General features: G+C 65.9%; 18 protein-coding genes and 1 pseudogene. 10 read left to right on the forward strand and 9 right to left on the reverse strand.

What is annotated here, in order from left to right:
- Positions 1-253 precede the first annotated feature (253 nt).
- A complete protein-coding gene (pmrG, locus tag AC0SZ7_RS23495) occupies positions 254-928 on the forward strand; it encodes a lipopolysaccharide core heptose(II)-phosphate phosphatase PmrG (protein WP_475506615.1) in 675 nt (224 codons plus the stop codon).
- Here pmrG and AC0SZ7_RS23500 read toward each other — a convergent pair.
- On the reverse strand, positions 925-2,229 hold the full coding sequence (locus tag AC0SZ7_RS23500) for a sensor histidine kinase (RefSeq protein WP_475506616.1): 1,305 nt from the start codon (positions 2,227-2,229) through the stop codon (positions 925-927). The genes pmrG and AC0SZ7_RS23500 overlap by 4 nt on opposite strands.
- A gap of 437 nt (positions 2,230-2,666) precedes the next feature.
- On the opposite strand from AC0SZ7_RS23500, the gene arnB reads away from it, so the two are divergent.
- Genes arnB through AC0SZ7_RS23540 form a run of 8 tightly spaced genes read left to right on the forward strand, consistent with a single transcriptional unit; the run spans position 2,667 to position 11,467 of the window.
- Positions 2,667-3,815, forward strand: a complete 1,149-nt coding sequence (gene arnB / locus AC0SZ7_RS23505) for a UDP-4-amino-4-deoxy-L-arabinose aminotransferase (protein ID WP_475506617.1) — start codon at positions 2,667-2,669, stop codon at positions 3,813-3,815.
- Entirely contained in the window at positions 3,812-4,834 is a 1,023-nt protein-coding gene (gene arnC, locus AC0SZ7_RS23510; protein ID WP_475506618.1) for an undecaprenyl-phosphate 4-deoxy-4-formamido-L-arabinose transferase, read from the forward strand. Before arnB ends, arnC begins: the two co-directional genes overlap by 4 nt.
- Positions 4,831-6,822 carry a bifunctional UDP-4-amino-4-deoxy-L-arabinose formyltransferase/UDP-glucuronic acid oxidase ArnA gene (arnA, locus tag AC0SZ7_RS23515; RefSeq protein WP_475506619.1) on the forward strand — a complete coding sequence of 664 codons (1,992 nt, stop codon included), beginning with the start codon at positions 4,831-4,833 and terminating at the stop codon, positions 6,820-6,822. The genes arnC and arnA overlap by 4 nt, the downstream gene beginning before the upstream one ends.
- Positions 6,822-7,706, forward strand: coding sequence for a 4-deoxy-4-formamido-L-arabinose-phosphoundecaprenol deformylase (gene arnD / locus AC0SZ7_RS23520; protein WP_475506620.1), 885 nt, complete (start codon positions 6,822-6,824; stop codon positions 7,704-7,706). The genes arnA and arnD overlap by 1 nt, the downstream gene beginning before the upstream one ends.
- The gene (arnT, locus tag AC0SZ7_RS23525) at positions 7,703-9,352 is read left to right on the forward strand and encodes a lipid IV(A) 4-amino-4-deoxy-L-arabinosyltransferase (protein ID WP_475506621.1); all 1,650 of its coding nucleotides are present in this window, start codon (positions 7,703-7,705) and stop codon (positions 9,350-9,352) included. The genes arnD and arnT overlap by 4 nt, the downstream gene beginning before the upstream one ends.
- Positions 9,349-9,696: a 4-amino-4-deoxy-L-arabinose-phosphoundecaprenol flippase subunit ArnE gene (gene arnE, locus AC0SZ7_RS23530; RefSeq protein ID WP_475506622.1), complete on the forward strand. Its 348-nt coding sequence runs from the start codon at positions 9,349-9,351 to the stop codon at positions 9,694-9,696. The genes arnT and arnE overlap by 4 nt, the downstream gene beginning before the upstream one ends.
- Positions 9,693-10,109, forward strand: a complete 417-nt coding sequence (gene arnF, locus AC0SZ7_RS23535) for a 4-amino-4-deoxy-L-arabinose-phosphoundecaprenol flippase subunit ArnF (protein ID WP_475506623.1) — start codon at positions 9,693-9,695, stop codon at positions 10,107-10,109. Before arnE ends, arnF begins: the two co-directional genes overlap by 4 nt.
- A complete protein-coding gene (locus tag AC0SZ7_RS23540; RefSeq protein ID WP_475506624.1) occupies positions 10,106-11,467 on the forward strand; it encodes a UDP-glucose dehydrogenase family protein in 1,362 nt (453 codons plus the stop codon). The genes arnF and AC0SZ7_RS23540 overlap by 4 nt, the downstream gene beginning before the upstream one ends.
- Positions 11,468-11,545: 78 nt before the next feature.
- Here the strand turns inward: AC0SZ7_RS23540 and AC0SZ7_RS23545 are convergent, their stop codons facing one another.
- Positions 11,546-12,964 carry an ArnT family glycosyltransferase gene (locus tag AC0SZ7_RS23545; protein WP_475506625.1) on the reverse strand — a complete coding sequence of 473 codons (1,419 nt, stop codon included), beginning with the start codon at positions 12,962-12,964 and terminating at the stop codon, positions 11,546-11,548.
- A gap of 227 nt (positions 12,965-13,191) precedes the next feature.
- Between AC0SZ7_RS23545 and AC0SZ7_RS23550 the strand changes: the two genes are divergently transcribed.
- Positions 13,192-14,721 (forward strand): ArnT family glycosyltransferase, encoded by a 1,530-nt coding sequence (locus tag AC0SZ7_RS23550; protein ID WP_475506626.1) that lies wholly within the window; start codon positions 13,192-13,194, stop codon positions 14,719-14,721.
- Between the two features lie 104 nt (positions 14,722-14,825).
- On the opposite strand, the gene AC0SZ7_RS23555 is transcribed toward AC0SZ7_RS23550, so the two are convergent.
- From AC0SZ7_RS23555 to AC0SZ7_RS23585, 7 genes and pseudogenes are all read right to left on the reverse strand, one after another.
- On the reverse strand, positions 14,826-15,701 hold the full coding sequence (locus tag AC0SZ7_RS23555; protein WP_475506627.1) for a Kdo hydroxylase family protein: 876 nt from the start codon (positions 15,699-15,701) through the stop codon (positions 14,826-14,828).
- Positions 15,702-15,869: 168 nt separating this feature from the next.
- A complete protein-coding gene (locus AC0SZ7_RS23560; RefSeq protein ID WP_475506628.1) occupies positions 15,870-16,574 on the reverse strand; it encodes a response regulator transcription factor in 705 nt (234 codons plus the stop codon).
- Between the two features lie 170 nt (positions 16,575-16,744).
- Positions 16,745-17,581, reverse strand: a pseudogene (locus AC0SZ7_RS23565) (sensor histidine kinase); the annotation flags it as partial.
- A gap of 23 nt (positions 17,582-17,604) precedes the next feature.
- Positions 17,605-20,685, reverse strand: coding sequence for an efflux RND transporter permease subunit (locus AC0SZ7_RS23570; protein ID WP_475506629.1), 3,081 nt, complete (start codon positions 20,683-20,685; stop codon positions 17,605-17,607).
- A complete protein-coding gene (locus AC0SZ7_RS23575; RefSeq protein ID WP_475506630.1) occupies positions 20,682-21,842 on the reverse strand; it encodes an efflux RND transporter periplasmic adaptor subunit in 1,161 nt (386 codons plus the stop codon). The genes AC0SZ7_RS23570 and AC0SZ7_RS23575 overlap by 4 nt, the downstream gene beginning before the upstream one ends.
- The gene (locus AC0SZ7_RS23580; protein ID WP_475506631.1) at positions 21,839-23,239 is read right to left on the reverse strand and encodes an efflux transporter outer membrane subunit; all 1,401 of its coding nucleotides are present in this window, start codon (positions 23,237-23,239) and stop codon (positions 21,839-21,841) included. Before AC0SZ7_RS23580 ends, AC0SZ7_RS23575 begins: the two co-directional genes overlap by 4 nt.
- Positions 23,240-23,448: 209 nt before the next feature.
- Complete coding sequence (locus AC0SZ7_RS23585) at positions 23,449-24,120, reverse strand: response regulator transcription factor (RefSeq protein WP_475506632.1); 672 nt, start codon at positions 24,118-24,120, stop codon at positions 23,449-23,451.
- Positions 24,121-24,235 lie beyond the last annotated feature (115 nt).

Below are 24,235 nucleotides of genomic sequence, written 5' to 3' on the forward strand. Positions count from 1 at the left end.
GAGCCTTGCAACGGGTTGGCGACGAGAGTGCAAGCTGCTTGTTTGTGCCTGGGTTGCGACTCAATAACGGCCACCACCGGCCGCCCGCGCGGCCTGTCGCGACCAAGGTCGGCTCCTACATCTTTTGCAACGTGCCATGGCCTGACAGGCCGTGTTGCCCCGTCAACAACTAAAATTTTCACATTCCATTCACCAGCCCTTAACCTGCCACTCCCTATAGTCGCCGGCAATTTCCCAGCTCCCTGGAGCCATCATGCCGGTAACGTCTGTCATCCTCCCCAGTGCCCCGCGGCGCTTCGCCCTGCGTCGGCGCGTGGCCGCCATGGGCCTGTTGGCAGTGCTGGCGGCTTCCCTGGGTGGCTACGCATTGCGCCCCAGCGGCCCGGCCGACCTGGGGGACGGCAAGACCCTGCGCCATTCCGGCCTGCAGGCCGCCTGGAAGGCCGGCAACGTGGCGGTGCTGGTGCGCCATGGCGAGCGCTGCGACCGTTCGGACGGCGCCTGCCTGGGTGACGCCGACGGCATTACCCTGGCCGGCAGCCGCGTGGCCAGCAGTGTCGGTGACAGCCTGCAGGCGCTGGGCATGAACCAGGCGCAGGTGTTCACCAGCCCGCTGACGCGCACCCGCCAGACGGCCATGTTCATGTTCGGTGAGGCGGCGACGCCGCAGGACTGGCTGATCAACTGCCGCAAGACCATGCTCGGCGACGTGGTGGCGCACAAGCAACCGGGCCACAACCTGGTGCTGGTCACCCACAGCGAATGCATCAACGCGCTGGAACAGCAGGCCGGCATTCACGGCGGCAGCGGCCCGGGCTACGCCAGCGCGCTGTTCGTGAGCGTCGACCCGATCACCGGCGCGCCGCACGTGCTGGGCTCGCTAAACCCGTCCCAGTGGCCACGCGCACTGCACCGCCTGAAGGGTTAAACCGCTACCAGGCGCACCGCAAAACAGCAGCCGTGGGGCTCGCGGCTGGTCAGCGTCACTGACCAGCCTTCGTTCACACAGATCCGCTGCACCAGCGACAAGCCCAGCCCCAACCCCTCGCCGCGCTGCTCGTCGCCGCGGACGAACGGCTGGAACATCTCCAGGCGTTTCTCCTCTGGAATGCCGATGCCGCTGTCCTCCACCGTGAAGCCGTCCGCCAGCAGCGTCAGGCGAATGAAGCCATGGTCGGTGTAGTGCCAGGCATTGCGCAGCAGGTTGCCCATCACCGCGCCCAGGAAGGTCTGGTTGAACACCCCCTCACCCGCTGCCTCGGGCCGGTAGATCAGTTCCAGCCCCTTGTTTTCGATGGGCGTGCGCCAGGTCTCGACCAGCTCCTGCGCCACCTGCACCATGCCGGCCGCCGGCCCGCGCCCGCCCTCGGCGTTTTCCGCGCGGGCCAGCAGCAGGAAGGTATCCACCAATTGGCGCATGGCGCTGCTGGCACGGGCGATGCGCGACACCTGCTCGCGGGCACGCGGGTCCAGGCCTGGGTTTTCCAGCAGCAGCTCGCTGGAGCTGGCCAGCACCATCAGCGGCGTGCGCAGTTCATGGCTGACGTCGCCGGTGAACAGTTTTTCGCGCACCAGCGCCGAGCGCAGGCGGCCCAACGTGTCGTCGAACGAACGCGCCAGGGTACCCACCTCGTCGGCGGCGTAATCGGGCGCCAGCGGCGGCGCCAGGTCCAGCAACTGGTCGCGATGGCGCACCTGCCCTGCCAGGCGGATCACCGGCGCCATGACCTTGCGCGACAGCAGCCACCCCAGCAGGATCGACCCCAGCAGGCTGAGCACGAAACCGGTGATGACCACGCCGAACAGCAGCCGCTCGCGCTCCTCGAAGCCCTGCTGGTCGCGCAGCAAAATGTACTTGCGGCCATTGACCACGCGCACCATGGCGTACCAGCTGCGCTCCAGGCGCTTCACCTCATGAAAGCCCGGTTCAAGCGGCGCCAGGTCCGGGGGCATGGCCAGGTCGCCCTGGCCATCGTCGGCGAAGAACAGTTCATCCTTCTCCGGCCGGTGAGTCCAGTCGTCACGGTTTTCCATCATCAGCATGCGGTGCAGGTTGCCGCCCAGCCCGGTGGTGGTGAGCTTTTTCTCGACCACGTGCACGGTCGCGACAATTCCAACGGCAAACACGCCAGCCACCAGAGTAGTCATCAGCGCGAAGACTACAATGATGCGTTGGGCCAGGCTTTGCCGGGAGTGCTTGGTGCGCCAGCGGGCGAGGATCGAATTCATGGGCGGGGGCAGCTCAGCGTCATGCTATGGGTTCGAAGGGGGCGGGCAGTTTACCAGCCCTTGTACCGCAGCCCATGTCAAAGACTCGTGATGGGGGAAAAAGCTGGCACCGGGACAGCATTTTCATCAGTCAGTCACTCTTTTTTGACACATGAAAATGCACCTTTAACGCACGAAATCGCCGGCCAATTGTCTGGGTGCCATTTTCCTTAGTTAACTTCCGATATTTCCTACATACACACCTGGAATAGTCGACTTCAATGCCTGGCGACACCCAGTTTCCGCCGCCCCTGTAACGGGCGGCAAATGATTCGTTCAGCAAGCGTTCGTTCAGCTTGCAGCGGTAATAATCTCCCTCTATAACGGATGGCCCTACGACTAAAGTGGGGCATGTATGACGCACGAAGCGCATAAGCCTGTCAGATTCCGAGGATGCCATGAATCAGAGTTTTCTCCCCTTTTCCCGTCCCAGCATGGGTGACCAGGAGATCGCAGCAGTAGAGCAGGTATTGCGCAGCGGTTGGATCACCACCGGCCCCAAGGCCCAGGAGCTCGAACAGGAATTCGCCCGCCGCGTGGGTTGTGCCCACGCCGTGGCCCTGTCGTCCGCCACCGGCGCCATGCACATCGCGTTGTTGGCCCTGGGCATTGGCCCGGGCGACGAAGTCATCACCCCGTCCCAGACCTGGGTGTCCACCGCCAACATGATCTGCCTGCTGGGCGCGACCCCGGTGTTCGTCGATGTCGACCGTGACACGCTGATGTGCAGCGTGGCCGACATCGAAGCCGCCATCACCCCGCGCACCAAGGCGATCATCCCCGTGCACTACGCCGGCGCCGCCTTCGACCTCGACCCGCTGTACGCCCTGGCCGCGCGCCACGGCATCCGCGTCATCGAAGACGCCGCGCACGCCGTGGGCACCCGCTACCGCGGCCGCGAAATCGGTGCCCAGGGCACCGCGATCTTCTCGTTCCACGCCATCAAGAACATGACCTGCGCCGAAGGCGGCATGTTCGTCAGCGACGACGAAGCCTTTGCCAACCGCGTGCGCATGCTCAAGTTCCACGGCCTGGGCGTCGACGCCTACGACCGCATGACCCACGGCCGCAAGCCCCAGGCGATGGTCCAGGAGCCCGGCTTCAAGTACAACCTGGCCGACATCAACGCCGCCATTGCCCTGGTGCAACTGGAGCGCGTGGACGCCATCAACGCCAAGCGCGAGCAACTGGCACAGGCCTACCTTGAACGCCTCAAGCACCTGCCGGTGCTGCCGCTGTCGCAACCCGCCTGGCCGCAACAGCATGCCTGGCACCTGTTCATCCTGCGCATCGACCCGGAACGTTGCGGCATGGATCGCGAAACCTTCATGAAAGGTCTTCAAGATCAGGGCGTTGGTACCGGTATCCACTTCATTGCCACGCATTTGCACAGCTGGTACCGGCAGAAATTCCCGGACGTGCAACTGCCCAACACTGAATGGAACTCGGCCCGCCTGTGCTCCATCCCGCTGTTCCCCGACATGACCCTCGACGATGTCGAGCGCGTTGCCTGCGCCATTGAAAAGACCCTGGAACACCGCCCGTGAGACCTTATCCGATCAACACCGTATCCATCGTGATACCGGTGTACAACGAAGAGCAGAGCCTGCCCGAGCTGCTGCGCCGCACGGAAGCTGCGTGTGCGCAGCTGACGCAGAAATACGAAATAGTGCTGGTGGACGACGGCAGCCGCGACGCCTCGGCCGACATCCTCCAGGACGCCGCCGAACGCCCGGGCAGCCCGGTGGTGGCAGTGATACTGAACCGCAACTACGGCCAGCACGCGGCGATCATGGCCGGCTTCGAGCAGTGCATCGGTGACCTGGTGATTACCCTGGACGCCGACCTGCAGAACCCGCCCGAGGAGATCCCCAACCTGGTCGCCCAGGCTTCGCTGGGCTACGACGTGGTCGGCACCGTGCGCAACAACCGCCAGGACTCGGCCCTGCGCCGCTGGCCGTCGAAGCTGATCAACCTGGCCGTGCAGCGCTCCACCGGCGTGGCCATGAGCGACTACGGCTGCATGCTGCGCGCCTACCGCCGCAGCGTGGTCGACGCGATGCTGGCATGCCGTGAACGCAGCACCTTCATCCCGATCCTGGCCAACAGCTTCGCCCGCCACACCACCGAGGTGCTGGTACAGCACGCCGAGCGCGAGCACGGCGACTCCAAGTACAGCCCCATGCGCCTGATCAGCCTGATGTTCGACCTGGTCACCTGCATGACCACCACCCCGTTGCGCCTGCTCAGCGTGGTCGGCATCGGCATGGCCGCCCTGGGCGTGCTGTTCGCGGTGGCGCTGATCGTGCTGCGCATGATCTACGGCGCCGCCTGGTCGGGCCACGGCACCTTCGTGCTGTTCGCCGTGCTGTTCGTCTTCACCGGTGCGCAGTTCATCGGCATGGGCCTGTTGGGTGAATACCTGGGCCGCATGTACAGCGACGTCCGCGCCCGCCCGCGGTTCTTCATCGAAAAGGTGCTGCGCAGCAACGAACCCGCTGGCGGCAACACCGAACCTCACCCTGAAACCTCGATTTCCATTTCTTCCAGCAAGGCTGCCTCATGACCCAGAAAGCTGTTGTCTTCGCCTACCACGATATCGGCTGCGCCGGCATCAACGCCCTGCTTGAGGCAGGCTATGACATCGCCGCCGTGTTCACCCACGCCGACGACCCCAAGGAAAACAATTTCTACGGTTCGGTTGCGCAACTGTGCGCGCGCAAAGGCATCCCGGTGCACGCCCCGGAAGACGCCAACCACCCGATCTGGATCGAGCGCATCGCCAAGCTCGACGCCGACTTCATCTTCTCGTTCTACTACCGCAACCTGCTGAGCGAAGCCGTGCTGGCCTGTGCCAAAAAGGGCGCATTCAACCTGCACGGCTCGCTGCTGCCGCGCTACCGCGGCCGTGCACCGGCCAACTGGGTGCTGGTGAAGGGCGAAACCGAGACCGGCGTCACCCTGCACCGCATGGTCAAGCGCGCCGACGCCGGCGCCATCATTGCCCAGCAACGCGTAGCCATCGAGCGCTCCGACACCGGCTTGAGCCTGCACGCCAAGCTGCGTGAAGCCGCCACCGTGCTGCTGAACGAAACCCTGCCGCTGCTGGCCAAGGGCGAAGCCACCGAGACCGAACAGGACGAAAGCCAGGCCACCACCTTCGGCCGCCGCACCCCGGCCGACGGCCTGCTGGACTGGAGCCGCCCGGCTGAAGAGCTGTTCAACCTGGTACGCGCCGTGACCCAGCCTTACCCGGGCGCCTTCTGCGCTGTGGGCGAGCACAAGTTGATTGTCTGGAGCGCCGAAGTGGTCAGCGGCAACCAGGGCTTCGAGCCGGGCCATGTGATCAGCGTCGAACCGCTGCGCATCGCCTGCGGCACCGACGCCCTGCAAATCACCGCCGGCCAGCGCAACAACGACGGCCTGTATTTGAGCGGCCCGCAACTGGCCCGTGAACTGGGCCTGGTAGACGGTTCCAAACTGATCGGCAAGGCCGCCGGCCGCCCTGTGCGCCGCACCCGCGTGCTGATCCTGGGCGTCAACGGTTTCATCGGCAACCACCTGTCCGAGCGCCTGCTGCGCGACGACCGCTATGAAATCTACGGCCTGGACATCGGTTCCGACGCCATCGAACACCTGCGCGGCAACCCGCGTTTCCACTTCGTCGAAGGCGACATCAGCATCCACTCCGAGTGGATCGAATACCACATCAAGAAGTGCGACGTGGTGCTGCCGCTGGTGGCCATCGCCACCCCGATCGAATACACCCGCAACCCGCTGCGCGTGTTCGAGCTGGACTTCGAGGAAAACCTGAAAATCGTTCGTCACTGCGTGAAGTACAACAAGCGCGTGATCTTCCCGTCGACCTCGGAAGTCTATGGCATGTGCCAGGACAGCCACTTCGACGAGAACACCTCGAACCTGATCGTCGGCCCCATCAACAAGCAGCGCTGGATCTACTCGGTCTCCAAGCAACTGCTGGACCGCGTGATCTGGGCCTACGGTGACAAGGGCCTGAAGTTCACCCTGTTCCGCCCGTTCAACTGGATGGGCCCACGCCTTGACCGCCTGGATTCGGCCCGTATCGGCAGCTCGCGCGCCATTACCCAGCTGATCCTGCACCTGGTGGAAGGCACCCCGATCCGCCTGGTGGACGGTGGCGAGCAGAAGCGCACCTTCACCGACGTCGACGACGGCATCGAAGCCCTGGCACGCATCATCGAGAACCGCGATGGCAAGTGCGACGGCGAGATCATCAACATCGGCAACCCGACCAACGAGGCCAGCATCCGCCAGCTGGGCGAAGAGCTGCTGCGCCAGTTCGAAGCCCACCCGCTGCGTGGCAACTTCCCACCGTTTGCCGGCTTCCGCGAAATCGAAAGCAAGGCGTTCTACGGCAACGGCTACCAGGACGTCACCCACCGCACCCCGAGCATCGAGAACGCCCGCCGCCTGATCGACTGGACCCCGACCATCGAGCTGAGCGAAACCATCGGCAAGACCCTGGACTTCTTCCTGCGCGAAGCCATGGTTGAAATCGAGAGCAAGCGTTAATGCAGGCAGGTCTGCGCATCGACGTCGACACCTACCGAGGCACCCGTGAAGGGGTGCCGCGGTTGCTCGAACTGCTCGACGAAGCCAACGTGAAAGCGACGTTTTTCTTCAGCGTCGGGCCGGACAACATGGGGCGCCACCTGTGGCGCCTGATCCGCCCGCAATTCCTCTGGAAAATGCTCCGCTCCAACGCCGCAGGCCTGTACGGCTGGGACATCCTGCTGGCCGGCACCGCCTGGCCCGGCAAGCCGATCGGCCGCGACCTGGGGCACTTGATGCGCCAGGCCCGCGACGCCGGTCACGAGGTTGGCCTGCACGCCTGGGACCACCATGGCTGGCAGGCCAATACCGGCCGCTGGAGCGACGCGCAACTGCACGAGCAGATCCGCCGGGGCGTTGAAACCCTGAACGATATCCTCGGGCAACGCATCGACTGCTCCGCTGCTGCTGGCTGGCGCGCCGACGAGCGCGTGGTCCAGGCCAAGGAGGACTTCGGCTTCCGCTACAACAGCGACTGCCGTGGCACCCACCTGTTCCAGCCACGCCTGGCCGACGGTTCGGCCGGCACCGTGCAGATCCCCGTCGACCTGCCCACTTTCGACGAGGTGGTCGGCCCAACGGTCAGCGCGCAAGGCTTCAACGATTACATCTTGGAGCGTTTCAAGCCTGGAGGCTTGAACAACTACACCATTCACGCCGAGGTTGAAGGGATTCTGATGGCTGACGATTTCCGCCGCTTGCTGGCAACGGCACGCGAGCGACAGATACAGTTCCAACCCCTGGGGCAACTGCTGCCCGAGGACACCACCGCGCTGCCGGTGGAACAACTGACGCGCGGCGCCCTGGAAGGGCGCGAGGGCTGGCTTGGGGTTCAACGACCATGACCCAGCGTTGGACCCTGCCCGTCTTGCTGCTGGCATTCGGGCTTTTCTACCTGCTGCCACTGCCCTTCCATGGGCTGTGGATTCCCGATGAAACCCGCTACGCGCAAATGAGCCAGGAGATGCTGCTGACCGGCAAATGGGCCGCGCCGCATTTCATGGGCTTGCGTTACTTCGAGAAACCCGCCGCCGGCTATTGGCTGATCGCCATCGGCCAGGCGCTGTTCGGCCAGAACCTGTTCGGCGTGCGCGTGGCCTCGGCGCTCAGCCTGGGCCTGAGCGTGCTGCTGACTTACCTTGTGGCCAACCGCCTGTGGGCCGACAAGCGCAAGGGCGTGGTGTGCGCGGTGCTGTACATGAGCTTCGGCCTGGTGGCCGGCCAGGCTGGCTATGCCAACCTCGACCCGCAATTCACCCTGTGGGTGAACCTGAGCCTGGTGGCCCTGTGGTTCGCCATCGACAGCCGCACCACCAACGCGCGCCTGCTGCACTGGGGCCTGCTGGGCGTAGCCTGTGGCATGGGCTTCATGACCAAGGGCTTTCTGGCCTGGGTATTCCCGGTGCTCATCGCGGCGCCGTGGATGATCTGGCAGAAACGCTTCGGCGAGCTGTTGCGCTTCGGCCTGTTCGGCGTGCTGGTGGCAGTGCTGGTGTCGGCGCCGTGGGCGCTGATGGTCAACCAGCAGGAGTCTGACTTCTGGTCGTTCTTCTTCTGGCACGAGCACATTCGCCGCTTCGCCGGTGACGATGCCCAGCATGCCCAGCCGATCTGGTTCTACCTGCCGCTGCTGGCGGCGTCGAGCCTGCCCTGGGCGCTGCTGCTGCCGGCCACTGTGCGCCAGGCCTGGCAAACGCGCTGCGAGCCCAAGGTGCTGTTCGTGCTGCTGTGGCTGCTGTTGCCCCTGGCGTTCCTGAGCCTGAGCCGCGGCAAGCTGCCGACTTATATCCTGCCGTGCATGCTGCCACTGGCTTTGCTGCTGGGCCACCTGCTGAGCCAGGCGCTGGCCCGGGGCAAGACCCTGATGCTGCGCAGCAACGCCGTGCTCAACCTGGCCATCGGCATCATTGGCCTGGCCGCCATCGCCTGGCTGCAGCACAAGAAGCCGGTGTACGTGGATGAACCGCAGCACCTGGCGCTGATCGTCGTGGCCTTGGCCGCCGTGGTGCTGGCCAACGCCCTGGCACTGCTCAAGCCCCTGCGCTTCTGGGCCGCACCGGCGGTGGGCATGGGCATGCTGGTGGCGCTGCTACCGGCCGCGCTGCCCAACTCGATCGTCAACAACAAGACCCCGGACGCGTTCATCGCCGAACACAGCGACGAGCTGCGCCAGACCCATACCCTGCTGGCCAACGACCTGGGCGCTGCCTCGGCCCTGGCCTGGCACGCCGCGCAACCCGCCGTGTACCTGTACAACACCGTGGGCGAGACCAAATACGGCCTCAGCTACGCCGACTCCAGCGCCCGCGAGGTGCAGCTGGAACAGGTGCAGGCGTGGATGACCGAGGCCCGTCGCCAGGGCTCGGTGGGCGTGGTGATGCGGGTCAAGAGTGACGACGAACTGCATGAAGTCGACCTGTTGCCCAAGGACGGCAAGCGCTTCGCGCAGGGCAGCCTGATGATCTTCATTTTCGACCAGACGCCGCCATGATCTTTCTTCTGTTGCTGGCCGCCTGCACCCTCACCTGCCTGGGCCAGATCGCGCAGAAACTGGCGGTCGAGTCCTGGCGCGACGCCCCGGCCGGCGGCGCCCTGGCCAAGCTGGCCACGCCGTGGCTGTGGCTGGCGCTGTCGTGCCTGGGGCTGGGCCTGTTGCTGTGGCTGCTGGTGCTGCAGCACCTGGAGGTGGGCATTGCCTACCCCATGCTCAGCCTCAACTTTGTGCTGATCACCCTGGTGGCGCGCTTTGTCTTCAAGGAACACGTGGACGCCCGCCACTGGCTGGGCGTGGGCGTGGTGATGGCCGGCGTGCTGTTGCTGGGGTGGCAGGCATGAGCCGCGCACAGGGCTTTGCCCTGGCGGGCGGCAGCGTGTTGCTGGTCAGCGGTGCGCAACTGGGCATGCGCTGGAGCATGACGCGCCTGCCGGTGCCGGCGCAGTGGCTGGACACCTTGCTCAACGGCCCGGTGCCGTGGCTGGCGCTCGGCGTGGTGCTGGCGGCGATCTTCGCCTACGCCCTGTCCATGCTGTGCTGGCTGGGCGCCCTGCAGCACCTGCCGCTGGGCCGCGCCTACTCGCTGCTGAGCATCAGCTACGCGCTGGTCTACCTGCTGGCGGCCTGCCTGCCGGCGTTCAATGAACATTTCTCGCTACTGAAAAGCCTCGGGGTGACGCTGGTCGTACTCGGTGTGCTGATCATCAATTCGCGACGTACACACGGCAACAAGTCCATAGGATCTGCGCAATGAAAATCAGTGTTATCGGTAGTGGTTACGTAGGTCTGGTGCAAGCCACCGTGCTGGCCGAAGTGGGTCATGACGTGATCTGCATGGACATCGACCAGCACAAGGTCGACCAACTGTCCAAGGGCCACGTGACCATTTTCGAACCGGGCCTGTCGGCGCTGGTGCGGGAAAACCTGGACAACGGCCGCCTGCACTTCACCAGCGACGAGAAGCTGGCCATCGAGCACGGCGAAGTGCTGTTCATCGCCGTGGGCACGCCTTCGGGCGACGACGGCTCAGCCGACCTCAAGTACGTGTTCTCGGTGGGCGACGCCATTGCCCGCCACCGCGTGGAACCGCTGATCGTCGCCGAGAAATCCACTGTCCCGGTGGGCACCGGCGACGCCCTGCAAAAGCACATCAACGAAGCCCTGGCGCAAGCCGGCCGCACCCTGCAGTTCGATATCGTCTCCAACCCCGAATTCCTCAAGGAAGGCTCGGCGGTGCGTGACTGCCGCCGCCCGGACCGCATCGTCATCGGCTGCGAGCGCCAGGAAGTGCGCGACGTGATGCGCGACCTGTACGCGCCGTTCAACCGCAACCACGACCGCATCCTGTTCATGGACCTGCGCAGCGCCGAACTGACCAAGTACGCCGCCAACTGCATGCTGGCGACCAAGATCAGCTTCATCAACCAGATCGCCGAGCTGGCCGAGCACCTGGGTGCCGACATCGAGGCCATCCGCCTGGGCATGGGCGCCGACCCACGCATCGGCTACGACTTCATCTACGCCGGCTGCGGCTACGGCGGCTCGTGCTTCCCCAAGGACATGCGTGCGCTGATCCACACCGCCGAGGCCGCCAACTGCTCCAACGACCTGCTGCAGGCCGTGGAAGCCATCAACGAGCGCCAGAAGCACAAGCTGTTCGAACGCGTGAACGCCTACTTCAAGGGTGACCTCAAGGGCCGCACGTTCGCCCTGTGGGGCCTGGCCTTCAAGCCCAACACCGACGACATGCGCGACGCCCCCAGCCGCGAGCTGATGGAAGCCCTGTGGGCCGCCGGCGCCCAGGTGCGCGCCTTCGACCCCGAGGCCATGCAGCAGACCCAGCTGCTGTACGGCGAGCAACAGGCGCTGATGCTGATGGGCACCCCGGAAGCCACCCTGAACGGCGCCGATGCGTTGATCATCTGCACCGAATGGCAGCAGTTCAAGGCCCCGGACTTCGACCTGATCCAGAAACGCCTGGCGCAGCCGGTGATCTTCGACGGCCGCAACCTCTACGACGTAGAGCGCCTGGCGCAGAAAGGCATCAAGTACTTCCCGATCGGCCGTGGCGAATCGTGCAACCTGCCGATTCCGCACCAGAAGTGGGTGTAGGCCGATAGGGCGCCGCCTGCGGCAGCTGCTACGCACGATCTGCGTAGCAGCGGCCAAAGGCCGCGTCCACAGCCCCTGCTACAAGGCGGGCTGAGCCAGGAAGTAATAGGCCCGGTCCCCCACCACCACCTTGCGCAACACCTCCACCCCCGCCCCCGGCGCCATCTCGCGCTCCATCACCGCCACGTTGCCCGGCGCCTGCGCCAGGAACTGCGTCATCGCCTGTTCGCTCGCCAGCGCAGGCAACAGGCTGCGGCTGTAGAACACCCCTGCCCCGGCCAACCGCTCGCTGGGCGTGGCCAATGCCACGTGGCGGCCCTGGGCCTGGAATTCGCGGATCTGCGCGGCCAGCGGCACGAAGGACTCCTGCCGGTCAGCCCGCGGCAGCACCCATATGGCGACACCCAGGTAGGCGACTACCACCAACCCCAGCAGCCCCAAGGCAGCGCGTTGCCAATGTGCCGCCGGGCGCCAGGCCAGCAGCACGTGCGCGTATTCTGCGGCGATCACCGCGGCGGCAGGCGCCAGCGCCATCAGGTAGACCATGCGCTTGCTCGAAGCCAGGGTCAGCAGGGCGAACTGCGCCAGCAGCCACAGGCTGCAGAACATCAGGTGCGGCTGCAGGCGCCACTGCTTGCGAAAATGCCACAGGCCCAGGTACACCAGTAGGTTCCACGGCAGGAAGGCTTCCGGCAGCTTGCCCAGGTAGTAATAGAACGGCTCGAAATGCCCGGCTTCGCTGAACGAGCCGCTGAAGCGCCCGACGCTGTTGGCCCACAACAGCTCCTCAAGCGCCTGGCCGCCACCCTGCCGGTAAAGCAACCCCAGCCACACCAGCAAGGGCACCAGCCCCAGCAGGGCCCACGCCACCGGCCATAACCAGCGGCCCACCTGCAGGCGCCGGCGCTGCACGGTTTCAGCCAGCAGCCAGGCGAAAATCACCACCCCCGGCAACGCCAGGCCGAGCACCCCCTTGCTCAGCGTGGCGATGGCGATACCGGCGCTGAACAGCAGTGCGCTGCCCAGGCTGCGTCGCTGGCTGGCCTGGTAAAAGGCCAGCAGCGCCAGGCTCACCCCCAGGGTCAGCAAGGAGTCCTCGCCCACCTGGCGCACATTGCCCCAGAAGCTGGCGGTGGTGGCCAGCATCAGCCCCGCCGTCACCGCCACTACCGCCGCGCGGCCGTTGCGGCGCAGGAAACCGTATAGCAGCAGCACGCTGCACAAACCCGCCAGCGCCGACGCCAGGCGCACCGACCAGGCGCTGGGGCCGAACACGGCCATGGCGGCGCTGTCGAGCCACAGGCTCAGCGGCGGCTTTTCCAGGAACGGCTTGCCATTGAGGCGCGGCGTCACCCAGTCGCCCTGCAGGTGCATTTCCATGGCAATGCCCGCCACGCGCGGCTCGGTCGAGCCTTGCAATTGGTGGTTGCCCAAGGCCACGAAAAACAGCAGGCCAGTGATCAACAGCAACAGCGTGAACGGGTGTTTCGACGTCATGTGCGGGCATTCCGGCAGTCAGCGAAGTGGGCCTGGCAAGTGTGCGGCCCTGCGGGTCAAAAGCGGGTGAAACCACAGGGCAGCCATGAGCATTTCATGTGAATGATGACTGCATTGCCATCAACGGTTTTTTCTCATCACGCTGACGCAAACCCAACGGTGGCTGCTCTAGGTTTGGACGGCCGGGTGGATGAGCCGCCGGGCATCCGTTCCTATGTGGCTGAGACATGACCGACACCCTGTACCGATACTTTCGCACCGAGCGCGGCGCCCTGATTTTGCTGTTGGGCGTGTCCGCCCTGGCCCTGTTGCTGGGTTTGGGCCAGCGCGAGCTGTGGGGCGCCGAAACGCGCTGGGCCAATATCGCCCTGCAGATGCTGCAGAGCGGCGACTATTTCGACCCCTACCTCAAGGGCGGCGCCTATTACGACAAGCCCTTGCCCTCCTACTGGCTGATCACCGCCACTGCCTGGCTGTTGGGCGGCCTGGGGCACTGGACGCTGCGGCTGCCGTCAGTGCTCGCCGCCTGGTTGAGCATCTGGCTGGTGTACCGGCTGGGTGAGCAGTTGTTCCGCAAGGGCACCGGGCTGATCGCCGGCTGGCTGCTGGCAACCACGTTCTATTTCCTGCTGTGGGCACGGGTGGCTACCGCCGATGTGCTGACCGTGTTCGGCGTGCTGGCGGCGGTGTGGTGGTACTGGCGCAGCCCGCTGGACACGCGCTTCTCCCGCTACGCGGGGTTTTTCCTGATACTGGCGCTGACGTCGCTGCTCAAGGGCCTGATCGGCTTCATCCTGCCGGGCCTGATGTTGCTGCCGCACCTGCTGGGCGATGGCCGCTGGAAGCGCCACCTGAACCTGCGGCTGCTGGCAGCGCTGGGGGTGGCAAGCGTGGTTTACATGGTGCCGTTCGTGCTGTCCCACCTGTATGGCCAGCCCACCTATGGTGAAAGCGGCCTGGGCCTGGTGGTGCGCGAAAATGTCGTGCGGTTCTTCAAGCCATTCGACAACTTCGGCCCGGTGTACACCTACCTGCTGTACCTGCCGGTTTACACCCTGCCGTGGGCGCCCTGCTGGCTCATCGGCCTGTGGCTGGCGGTGCGCAACTGGCGCGGCACCGATGCCAACACGCGCTGGCTGGTGCTGGGGCTGGGGCTGATGTTCGCCTTCTTTACCGCCTGCGGCAGCCGCCGCAGCTACTACGTGCTGCCGCTGGTGCCGTTCGCCCAGCTGCTGGGCGCCGCGTGGCTGAGCGGCTACCTGGCCAGCCGCCCGGCCAGCGCGCGCCGCTGGCAGCGGGGCATCGCCGCCAGTGCGGTGCTGATGATTCTGGTGATTGGCGTCGCCTACCCGTGGACCAACGGCAACGGTGGCATCATTCGTTTCGGCCAGGATGTGCAGGCCCGGGCCAGCCAGCAGGCGCCGTGGAACCAGTGGCACCTGGTGATGGTGGAGGTCGACAACAAGCTGCCGTTGTACGTGCAGAACCATGCGGGGCCGTTCACCTACATCGGCGAGGACGAAGACTACCCCCGCGACGGCACCAGCTCCGACTTCATGGCCTGGCTGGCACACAGGACCGGGCAAACCTGGAACCCGGCACGCACGATTATCTTCGCCCAATACCCAACCCTGAAAAACCTGCCGCTGCGCTACCTGGCCGAGGACCACGACCTGGTGCTGACCCGGCCCGACAACGGTGCCCGGCTGTTCCGTGCCCATGACAACCAGAGCGTGGCGTTCATTCCAAAACCGTGAACGCAGGCCACCTGTAGCAGCGGCCGCAAGGCCGCGTCACAGGCACCGTAGCATGCCAGGACGCAGCCTTCGGCAGCTGCTACGGGGGGCTTTGTGGGTTGGGGTTACACCAGCTTGCGCGCCATCAGGCGTTCGAGCACGCGCAGCGGGGCGCGGTCGACCGATTGCATGGCGTCCACGGGCAGCAGGAAAGTCTGTTCCAGGGCGCAGGCGCCACGGGTGGCCGCGTGGGACACCTGGTCGGTAAAGACCATCCAGGTGGTGCCCGCCGGGAAGTCCCAGACGCTTTGCGGCGCGGTCTGCTGGTAGGCAAGGTCGGCTTTCATGCGGTCGTGCAGGTGCAGCATGTAGTGGTCGTAGGCGCTGCGCGGCGCCTTGGTGATGCCCAGGGCCTTGAGCACCGCAGCCGAGCCCCACAGCGGCTTGGGCAACGCCTTGGCGTAGCGGTCGGCCAGTTGCTCGAACGGCTCGCCCAGCCGCCAGCTGCGCGGCTCGCCCGCCGGGTTGATGTTGGCGAACACCCGCAGGATGCGCTTGCCACGGGTGGGCGAGGACGGGAAATTGTCCACGTGCAGGCGCGTGTCGTCCTTGCGCCAGGAAGTCTGGCGCCCGGCTATTTCCTCAGGGCGGAAACTGGTGCGGGCGCGCTGCAAAGCCCCGGCGTAAGGCTTGAGCAGGGTGCGGGCGAGGGTTTCGGCGTAGTCGGCATAGCGCCCGACCATGGCCTGCATCTGCCGCGCCCGGGCTTCGTCGCCGTCCACACCCTTGAGCGCGTCACCCTTGGGCGACAGGCTGATATTCTTGCTTTTGCCACCCACGCGCGGGGCCAGCAGGTCGCGTTCGTGCTCGCCGACCTCAAACCGCAGGCCAGGGAAAGCCAGTACATTGCCGGCCTCCAGCGCTGCAAGACCGCGGGCCTGCAGTTGCGCGTCAATTTCGGCGTTCCAGGCAGTGAGGGGCAAGCTGACAACTTCAGTCATATGTTTTGGCCTACGTAGATCCATTTACCGCACATCAAGATGTGCCCGCTTCCTGCGGCAGGCGAGCACTCATGGAAATGTTGCAAAATATTTCCATTTATAGCTCAGCCGACAAACAACAACGTGAAAATTTCGGTGAAACGTGCGCGCCGTGAGCAAATAGTCGCTTCAGGCTTCGTCATCCTGCGCAATGGGTTCCACACCCTTGTACACCATCTGGTAGCCGATACCATGGATGGTATGCACCAGCGGCACCCCGAACGGTTTGTCGACCATGCGCCGCAACAAATGCAGGTTGCTGCGCAGGCTGTCGCTGTTGGGGGTGTACTCGCCCCACACGGTTTCCTCCAGCTCGCGCCGGGTCACCACGGCAGGGCTGCGGCGCATCAGCAATTCGAGCATTTTCAGGTTGGTGGGGTTGAGGCGCAGCGCCACCCCGCCCCTGCTGATGTCCAGGGTGTCGAGGTCATAGGACAGGTCGTGAACCTTGAGCGTGCGCGAGCTCTTGCGCTTGAAGCGCCACACCAGCGCCTCGATGCGCGCCATCAGCTCCGACAGCGCGAACGGCTTGATCAGGTAGTCGTCGGCCCCGGCCTTGAAGCCGTCGAGGCGGTCGGACAGGGCGTCGCGGGCGGTCAGCATGATCACCGGGGTGTCGGCGCGCGAGCTTTCGCGCAGCCGCTGGCACACCTGGGTGCCGGTCATGCCGGGCAGCATCACGTCGAGAATCACCATGTCGAACGAACGCGTGGCCGCCAGGTGCAGGCCGCTCAGGCCGTCTTCCGCGCGGGTCACTTCGCAGCCGCGCAGCTGCAGGTACTCGGTCACGTTATCGAGGATGTCGCGATTGTCCTCAACCACCAGAATTTGCATACAACCCCCAGCCTTTTTTTGTACTTTCCATGCGCGCCACGGCCGCCAATGTGTGCAAAAACAGGCGCAGCGCTGAATCCAGGAAGGCGTATAGCATTGCGACCGTCAAAATCGCGTTACATTGTTGTGCACGAAGTATCACCGCCCGGCGCTCATTCTCAAAGCGACTTCAGGTTGGCGCCTTCGGAACGTGCCCGCGCCAGCAGGCTTTCCACCAGCTCGCGCATCTCGCGGCTGGAACGCGCGATGCTGGCGACCTGCTCGCGGTCCTCGGCGCTCAGGCGCGGGTTTTCCAGCAGCAGCTCGCTGGACGTGGCCAACACCATCAGCGGCGTGCGCAGCTCGTGGCTGACGTCGCCGGTGAACAGTTTTTCGCGCACCAGTGCCACCCGCAGGCGCCCCAGGGTCAGGTCGAACGAGCGAGCCAGCTCGCCTACCTCGTCCTGGGCGTAGCCAGGCGCCAGCGGCGGCGCCAGGTCCAGCAACTGGTCGCGGTGCCGTACCTGGCGGGCCAGGCGCGTCAGCGGCACCATCACCCGGCGGGCCAGTGCCCGCCCCAGCAGCAACGCGGCCGCCAGGCTGAGCACGAAGCCGATCAGCACCACGGCGAACAGCACCTGTTCGCGCTGGTCGAAACCCTGCTGGTCGCGCAGCAGCACGTACTTGCGGCCGTTCACCTCCTGCACCATCACGTACCAGGCGCGGCCATCGCGCAGCACCTCGCTGAAGCCCACCGGCAGGCCCAGCAGGTCGCCCGGCAGGGCCAGTTCGCCGCGCCCCTCCTGGGCATAGAAACGCTCGTCGCGCTCGGGTTTGGGCCGCCAGGCGGCCATGTCGTCCATCAGCAAAATGCGTTGCAAGGTGCCACCCAGGCTGGTGGTGACCAGGCGTTTTTCCACCACGTGCACGGTGGCGACGATGCCGAGGGCGAATGCGCCGGCCACCACCGCCGTCATGATGGCGAAGACGATGACGATCCGTTGGGTAAGGCTGTGTCGAAATTCCATATTCTTCTGCCCTGTCTGCTCCTTCACGCGGCCACTGCTTCCTGGCGGGCCGCCTTGCGCGTACGCAAGCGTTCGAACCAAAGATAGACCACGGGGGTGGTATACAGGGTCAGCACTTGCGACACCAGCAGCCCGCCGACAATTGCCACGCCCAGCGGCTGGCGCAGCTCCGAGCCCGGGCCGTGGCCGAACGCCAGGGGGATGGCCCCCAGCAGCGCCGCCAGCGAGGTCATCAGGATGGGCCGCAGGCGCAGCAGGCAGGCCTCACGCACCGCTTCCTGGGGTGTGCGCCCTTCGGCCTGGGCCTGCAGGGTGAAGTCGACGATCATGATCGCGTTCTTCTTGACGATGCCGATCAGCAGGATGATGCCGATCATGCCCAGCACCGACAGGTCCAGGCCACCCAGCATCAGCGCCACCAGGGCGCCGAAACCGGCTGACGGCAGGGTCGAGATGATGGTCAGCGGGTGAATGGCGTTCTCGTACAGCACGCCCAGCACGATGTACACGGTGATGATCGCCGCCAGGATCAGCCACGGTTGCGACTTAAGCGAGTCCTGGAACGCCTGGGCGGTGCCCTGGAAGCTGCCCTGCACGCTGTCGGGCAGGCCGGCCGCCTGGGTGTTCTGGTTGATGGCGTTCACCGCATCGCTCAGCGCCATGCCCGGGGCCAGGTCGAACGACAGGGTGATGGCAGGGAAGATGCCCTGGTGGTTGATGGCGATCGGCACCAGCTCGCGCTTGAGGTGGGTGAGCATGTTCAACGGCACCATGGCGCCGCTGCTGGAGCGCACGTACAGGTGCTCAAGGGTGGTGAGCGATACCTGCCAGGCCGGGTCCAGCTCCAGGATCACGTGGTTCTGGTCCAACTGGGTGAACATGGTCGCCACCTGGCGCTGGCCGAAGGCGTCGTACAGCACATCGTCGATGGCCTGCACCGACACGCCCAGGCGCGATGCCGAGTCGCGGTCGATATCGAGGGTGGCCTGGGGAATGCCGTTTTGCTGGTCCGAGGTCACGTGCTGCAGTTGCGGCAAGCCCTGCAAACGCTTGAGCAGCACGTCGGCCCAGTGGTTGAGCTCCGCCGTGTTGGGGTCTTGCAGGGTGTACTGGTACTGGGTCTTGGCCGCCCGGCCACCGATGACGATGTCCTGGTTGGGCTGCATGAACAGCTTGATGCCCGGCACCTGCGCCAGCGGCGCCTGCAGGCGGGCGATGACCTGGCTGGCGCTGGCGCTGCGCTGGGCGAACGGCTTCAGCGCGACCATCATTTTCGCCTGGCTGATGGTGGGGTTGGGGCCAACCCAGAAGTACACCTTGTCGACGGCCGGGTCCTGGCCGACGATATCGGCGAGCTTGCCCACCTGGGCACGCATGGCCAGGGGCGAGATGTCCGGCGCAGCCTCGGCCACGGCGGTGATCAGGCCAGTGTCCTGCTGCGGGAAGAAGCCCTTGGGAATGTTGGCGTACAGCACGCCGGTGACCGCCACCGTGGCGATGGCCACCGCCAGGGTCAGGCGCTGGTGGCCCAGCACCCAGTCAAGGCTGCGCTGGTAGCCGTTCTGCACCGCCATGAAGGCGCGCTCGCAGGCGCTGGCGAAGCGGCCCTCGGGCTCGTCCTCGGCGTGGGGCTTGAGCAGCCAGGCGCAGAGCATCGGCGTGATGGTCAGCGAGACAATGCACGACATCACGATGGCGACGCTGACGGTCACGGCGAACTCGCGCATCAGCCGGCCGACAATGCCGCTCATCAGCAGTATCGGCAGGAACACCGCGATCAGTGACACGGTCATGGAGACGATGGTGAAGCCCACTTCGCGCAGGCCCTCTACCGCCGCCTGCAAGCGCGACTTGCCCATTTCCAGATGGCGCACGATGTTTTCCATCACCACGATGGCGTCGTCCACCACGAAGCCCACGGCAATGGCCAGGCCCATGATCGACAGGTTGTCCAGGCTGTAGCCCAGCAGGTACATCACCGCAAAGGTGGCCACCAGCGACAACGGAATGGTCATGGCCGGAATCAGCGTGGCCGTGGCCTTGCGCAGGAACAGGAAGATCACCACCACGACCAGGGCGATGGACAGCAGCAACGTGAACTGCACGTCGTCGATGGAGGCGCTGATGGTCTGGGTGCGGTCGCCGACGATGTGCACCTGCACGTCGGCAGGCAGCTGCGCCATCAGCGACGGCAGCCGCGCCTTGATGTTGTCGATGGTGGCCAGCACGTTGTAGCCGGGCTGCTTGTGGATGTCGGCGATCACCGTCGGCTGGCCGTCCAGGGCGGCCGACTGCTCGGTGTCCTCGGCGCCGGCGACCACCTCGCCAATGTCGCTGACCTTGATTGGCACACCGCTCTTGTAGGCCACCACCTGGTCACGGTAGTGCGCCGCGTCCAGCAACTGGTCGGTGGCGCCCAGCGTGATGGTACGGCTGGTGCCGTCGAGGTTGCCCTTGGGCTGGTCGAGGGTGCTGATGCCGATGATGCTGCGCACGTCTTCCAGGGTCAGGCCACGGGCCGCCAGGCGGTCCGGGTCGATGCGGATGCGCATGGCCGGTTTCTGCTGGCCGTGGAAGTCGATCATGCCCACGCCCGGCATCTGCGACAGCTGCTGGGCCATGTAGTTGTCGACGTACTGGTTGAGCTCCGGCAGCGTGCGCACCGGCGAGGTCAGGGCAATGGACAGCACCGTGGCCTCGGCCGGGTTGACCTTGTTGAAGGTCGGCTGGCTGGTCATGGTCTTGGGCAGGTTGGAGGCCGCGGCGTTGATGGCGGTCTGCACGTCCTGGGCGGCGCCGTCGATGTTGCGCGACAGGTCGAACTGCAGCACGATTTGAGTCTTGCCGGCGGCGCTGGCCGAGGTCATCGAAGTAACCTGCGGCACGGCGGCAAAGGCCCGTTCCAGGGGCGTTGCCACGGAGCTGGCCATGGTCTCGGCGTTGGCGCCGGACAGCAGCGCGGTGACCTGGATGGTGGGGAAGTCCACCGTCGGCAAGGCCGCCACCGGCAGTTTGAAGTAGGCAAACACGCCCAGCAGCATCACGCCAAGCGCAAGCATGCTCAGGCCCACGCGGCGTGGGATCAGGCTGGCCAGCGCGTTCATGGTTGCACCCCTGCCACGGCCTGCTCATTAATGGCCGATACCTTGACGCCCGGCGCGACCCGGGACTGGCCGACGGTGACCACACTTTCGCCAGGCGCAAGCCCTTCGCGAATCCACTGCTTGCCATCCACCACAATGCTCGACGCCTTCACCTGGCGCGGTTCCACCTGCTGCTGGGCGTTGACCACGTACACGTAGTCGCCGTCGCGGCCCAGCTGCACGGCGCTGGCCGGTACCACGGTGGCGGCGCGCTGGGTGTTGATCAGCAGCCGCGCGCTGACCAGCTCGCCCGGCCACAGCTGGCGCTGGCCGTTGTCGAACTGCGCCTTGAGCTGCACCTGGCCACTGGCGGTGGCCACCTGGCTGTCGATGAAGGTCAGCTGGCCGCGGGCGATTTCATGGCTGCCGTCGCGGCTCATGGCAACCACCTGCAAAGGCTGCTTGCCGTTCTGTTCAAGGATTTGCGCCAGGTCATCCTGGGACACGGCGAAGGCCACCGAGATCGGGTCCATCTGCGTCAGCGTCACCAGGCCGGTGGCCTCGGCGCCATGCACGATCGAGCCGACGTCCAGCAGGCGCTGGCCGGTGCGCCCGGTGAACGGCGCGCGTACCTGGGTGAAGCCCAGTTGCAGGCGGGCGTTGTCGAGGGCCGCCTGGTCAGCCTGCACGGTGGCCTGTTGCGCGGCCAGTTGCGCCTTGTAGGTGTCCACGTCCTGGGTAGGGCCGGCCTTGGCGGCGGCCAGGTTGCTGGCGCGTTGCAGGTTGACGTGCAGGTTGGCCAGTTGCGCCTGGTCCCGGGCCACCTGGGCCTGGGCTTGCGCCACCTGGGCCTGGTAGGTGCGCGGGTCGATCTGCGCCAGCAGGCTGCCGGCTTGCACCATCTGGCCTTCGTTGAACAGCACCTGGGTCAGCTCGCCATCGGCGCGCACCCGCACGTTGACGCTGTTGAGCGGCTGCACGTTGCCGATGGCCGACAGCCACACGGGCACGTCCATCTGGCTGGCCTGGGACACGTGCACCGGCACTGCCGCCGGGGCTTTGGCTACCGCGGCCTGGGCATGGTTGACCCAGCTGTAGCGGCCCAGGCCGGCAACGGCCATCACGGCCACGGCCAGGGCGGCCAGGCGCAGGCGACGGGGGGAAGACGAGAGGCTCATGGCTGGGCGTCCTTGGTCAAGGTAGTGGAAGCGAGGGTGGCGGCCGGGCTGAAGTCGCCGCCCAGGGCCCGGAACAGGCCGACGGCGGCCTGCAGGTGCTGCAGGCGTACCTGCAGCAGGGTGTCTTCGGCCTGGTATTGGGTGCGCTCGACAATCAGCAGCGTCTGGAAATCGGTGGAGCCCAGGCGGTAGCGCACCTGCGCCAGACGCGCGGCCTCACGGGCGGAATCGACGGCGGCCTGGTTGAGTGCGTAGCTCTTGTCCAGCTCGCGGCTGGCGCTCAGCTGCGTCTGCACGTCCTGCAGCGCTTCAATCACCGATTCGCGGTACGTGGCCACAAGTTCCTTGACGTGGGCCTTGTCGAGGTTCAGCTGGCCGGTGAGCTGGCCGCCCTGGAACAGCGGCTGGCTGAGGGTGCCGATGGCGCTCCAGATCTGCCCGCTGCCCAGGGTGTCGATACCGCCCAGCAGGTTCAGCGACAGGTTGGGCAGGAACGCTGCGCGGGCTGCGCCGACGTCGAAATTGGCCGAGCGCAGGCGCGCTTCGGCGGCCTGGATATCGGGGCGTTGGCGCAGCAGCGCGACCGGCATGCCAGCGTTGGGCACCGGCACGCTCACGCCCGCCAGGCCGGCGCTGTTCAGGGTGAAGCCTTGAGGCGCCGCCCCCACCAGCACGGCCAATTGGTACAGCGCCTGGTCACGTTGCTGGCGCAGCGGCGGCATGGCCGCCTCGAAGGTCTGCAGGGCGTTGCGCTGCTGGGCCACTTCCAGGTTGGAGACCGCGCCCTGGCTGGCCTGCACCTGCACCAGGTCGAGCACCTGGCGGGCGTCGTCGGCAATCGACTGGGCCAGCTTCAGGCGCTCGTCCAGGGAAAGTACCTGGAAGTAGCTGTTGGCGATGTTGGCACCCAGGGTCATGCGCAGGGTCTGGGCATCGAAGACGCTGGCGTCGGCCAGGGCGCTGGCGGAATCGGCGGTGGCGCGCTGCTTGCCCCAGAAATCCACTTCATAACTGGCGCCCAGGGCAACGCTGCGCTTGGCGGTGGTGCCGTAGTTGTTTTCGCGCTGGAAGTTGCCGTCCAGGGACAGCTGCGGGTATTGCAGGCCACCGGCTACCTGGGCAGTGGCGCGGGCCTGGTCGATGCGCTGCCTGGCCGCCTCAAGGGTGTAATTGCCCGTCAGGCCGCGAGCCACCAGGGCATCGAGCTCGGCACTGTGGAATTCCTGCCACCAGGCGCCGCCGGCCCCGGGGGCCGCGGACAGCGGTTGCGCGGCGGTCCAGGGGCCGTCGACCGGCGCGCTGGGCGTATGGTAGTCCGGCACCAGCGAGCAGCCGCCCAGCAGCACGGCCAGGCACAGGGGCCACAAGCGAAAGAAGGAAGGTGCAGCAGCGGCCATGGGTACTCCGTCGAGCCTTGGGTGGACGGGGGGTCCACGAATGGTTGCGACGGTAAAGGGGGGGCGCTTGCAGGACGTTCGTCTGGAAATAAACTTTTGTTTAAGTACCCGTGCCTGCTGCGGCGCCCGGGACGCGGCCTGCGGCCGCTGCTACAGAGGCCCTGCGTAGCTCCGCTTCACGCGGTGTGTCGGGTGTACCGGGGCGCGGGTTATTCGAGGACGTACCCTGCCCCCATGACGGTACGGATCAACGAGGTGTCGAAACCTTCGTCCAACTTTCGTCGCAGGCGGTAAATGTGCTTGTCGATCACGTTGTCGTTGGGGTCGAACGCGTAATCCCAGGCGCTTTCCAGCAGCATGTCGCGCGTGACCACCTCGCCGCTGTGGCGCATCAGTTTGGCCAGCAACAGTGATTCGCGATACTGCAGGCGGATTTCCCGGCCCTGGCGGCGCGCGGTGCGGGCGGCGCAGTCGAGTTCCAGCTCGCCGACCTTCAGGTGTTCGCCGCTGCCCGGCGCCTGGCCGGCGGTGCGCAGCAGCGCGTGCAGGCGCGCCACCACCTCGACAAAGGCGTAGGGTTTCACCAGGTAGTCGTCGCAGCCGGCACGCAGGCCTTCCACACGCTGCTCGGTGGAGGCCAGGGCGCTGAGCATCAGCACCGGCAGTTGCAGGCCCTCGGCCCGCAGTTGGCGCACCACTTCAAGGCCGTCGAGTTGCGGCAGCCTGCGGTCGACGATCAGCGCGTCGTAGATGCCTTCCAAGGCCATCTCCAGGCCGTCACGGCCATTGTCGGCGATGTCTGCCACGTGGCCGCTTTCGGCCAGGCCGCGCACCAGGTAGCCGGCGGCAGTGGCATCGTCCTCGATCACCAGAATGCGCATTGCCGGCCCTCCTCGACCGTTACCTAAACTAAAATTTAGCTGGCGGCGACCTGCCGTATCCCCAAGCATGCGCACACTATGCCAGCCGGGGCCCTGTGTTGTCCCTGCCCTCGCC

This window comes from Pseudomonas sp. JC1203 (genome assembly GCF_056175065.1).

Coding starts and splice junctions, on each gene's coding strand:
- pmrG (WP_475506615.1), top strand. CDS start 254: ATGCCGGTAACGTCTGTCATCCTCCCCAGTGCCCCGCGGCGCTTCGCC.
- AC0SZ7_RS23500 (WP_475506616.1), bottom strand. CDS start 2,229: ATGAATTCGATCCTCGCCCGCTGGCGCACCAAGCACTCCCGGCAAAGC.
- arnB (WP_475506617.1), top strand. CDS start 2,667: ATGAATCAGAGTTTTCTCCCCTTTTCCCGTCCCAGCATGGGTGACCAG.
- arnA (WP_475506619.1), top strand. CDS start 4,831: ATGACCCAGAAAGCTGTTGTCTTCGCCTACCACGATATCGGCTGCGCC.
- arnD (WP_475506620.1), top strand. CDS start 6,822: ATGCAGGCAGGTCTGCGCATCGACGTCGACACCTACCGAGGCACCCGT.
- arnT (WP_475506621.1), top strand. CDS start 7,703: ATGACCCAGCGTTGGACCCTGCCCGTCTTGCTGCTGGCATTCGGGCTT.
- arnE (WP_475506622.1), top strand. CDS start 9,349: ATGATCTTTCTTCTGTTGCTGGCCGCCTGCACCCTCACCTGCCTGGGC.
- arnF (WP_475506623.1), top strand. CDS start 9,693: ATGAGCCGCGCACAGGGCTTTGCCCTGGCGGGCGGCAGCGTGTTGCTG.
- AC0SZ7_RS23540 (WP_475506624.1), top strand. CDS start 10,106: ATGAAAATCAGTGTTATCGGTAGTGGTTACGTAGGTCTGGTGCAAGCC.
- AC0SZ7_RS23545 (WP_475506625.1), bottom strand. CDS start 12,964: ATGACGTCGAAACACCCGTTCACGCTGTTGCTGTTGATCACTGGCCTG.
- AC0SZ7_RS23550 (WP_475506626.1), top strand. CDS start 13,192: ATGACCGACACCCTGTACCGATACTTTCGCACCGAGCGCGGCGCCCTG.
- AC0SZ7_RS23555 (WP_475506627.1), bottom strand. CDS start 15,701: ATGACTGAAGTTGTCAGCTTGCCCCTCACTGCCTGGAACGCCGAAATT.
- AC0SZ7_RS23560 (WP_475506628.1), bottom strand. CDS start 16,574: ATGCAAATTCTGGTGGTTGAGGACAATCGCGACATCCTCGATAACGTG.
- AC0SZ7_RS23570 (WP_475506629.1), bottom strand. CDS start 20,685: ATGAACGCGCTGGCCAGCCTGATCCCACGCCGCGTGGGCCTGAGCATG.
- AC0SZ7_RS23575 (WP_475506630.1), bottom strand. CDS start 21,842: ATGAGCCTCTCGTCTTCCCCCCGTCGCCTGCGCCTGGCCGCCCTGGCC.
- AC0SZ7_RS23580 (WP_475506631.1), bottom strand. CDS start 23,239: ATGGCCGCTGCTGCACCTTCCTTCTTTCGCTTGTGGCCCCTGTGCCTG.
- AC0SZ7_RS23585 (WP_475506632.1), bottom strand. CDS start 24,120: ATGCGCATTCTGGTGATCGAGGACGATGCCACTGCCGCCGGCTACCTG.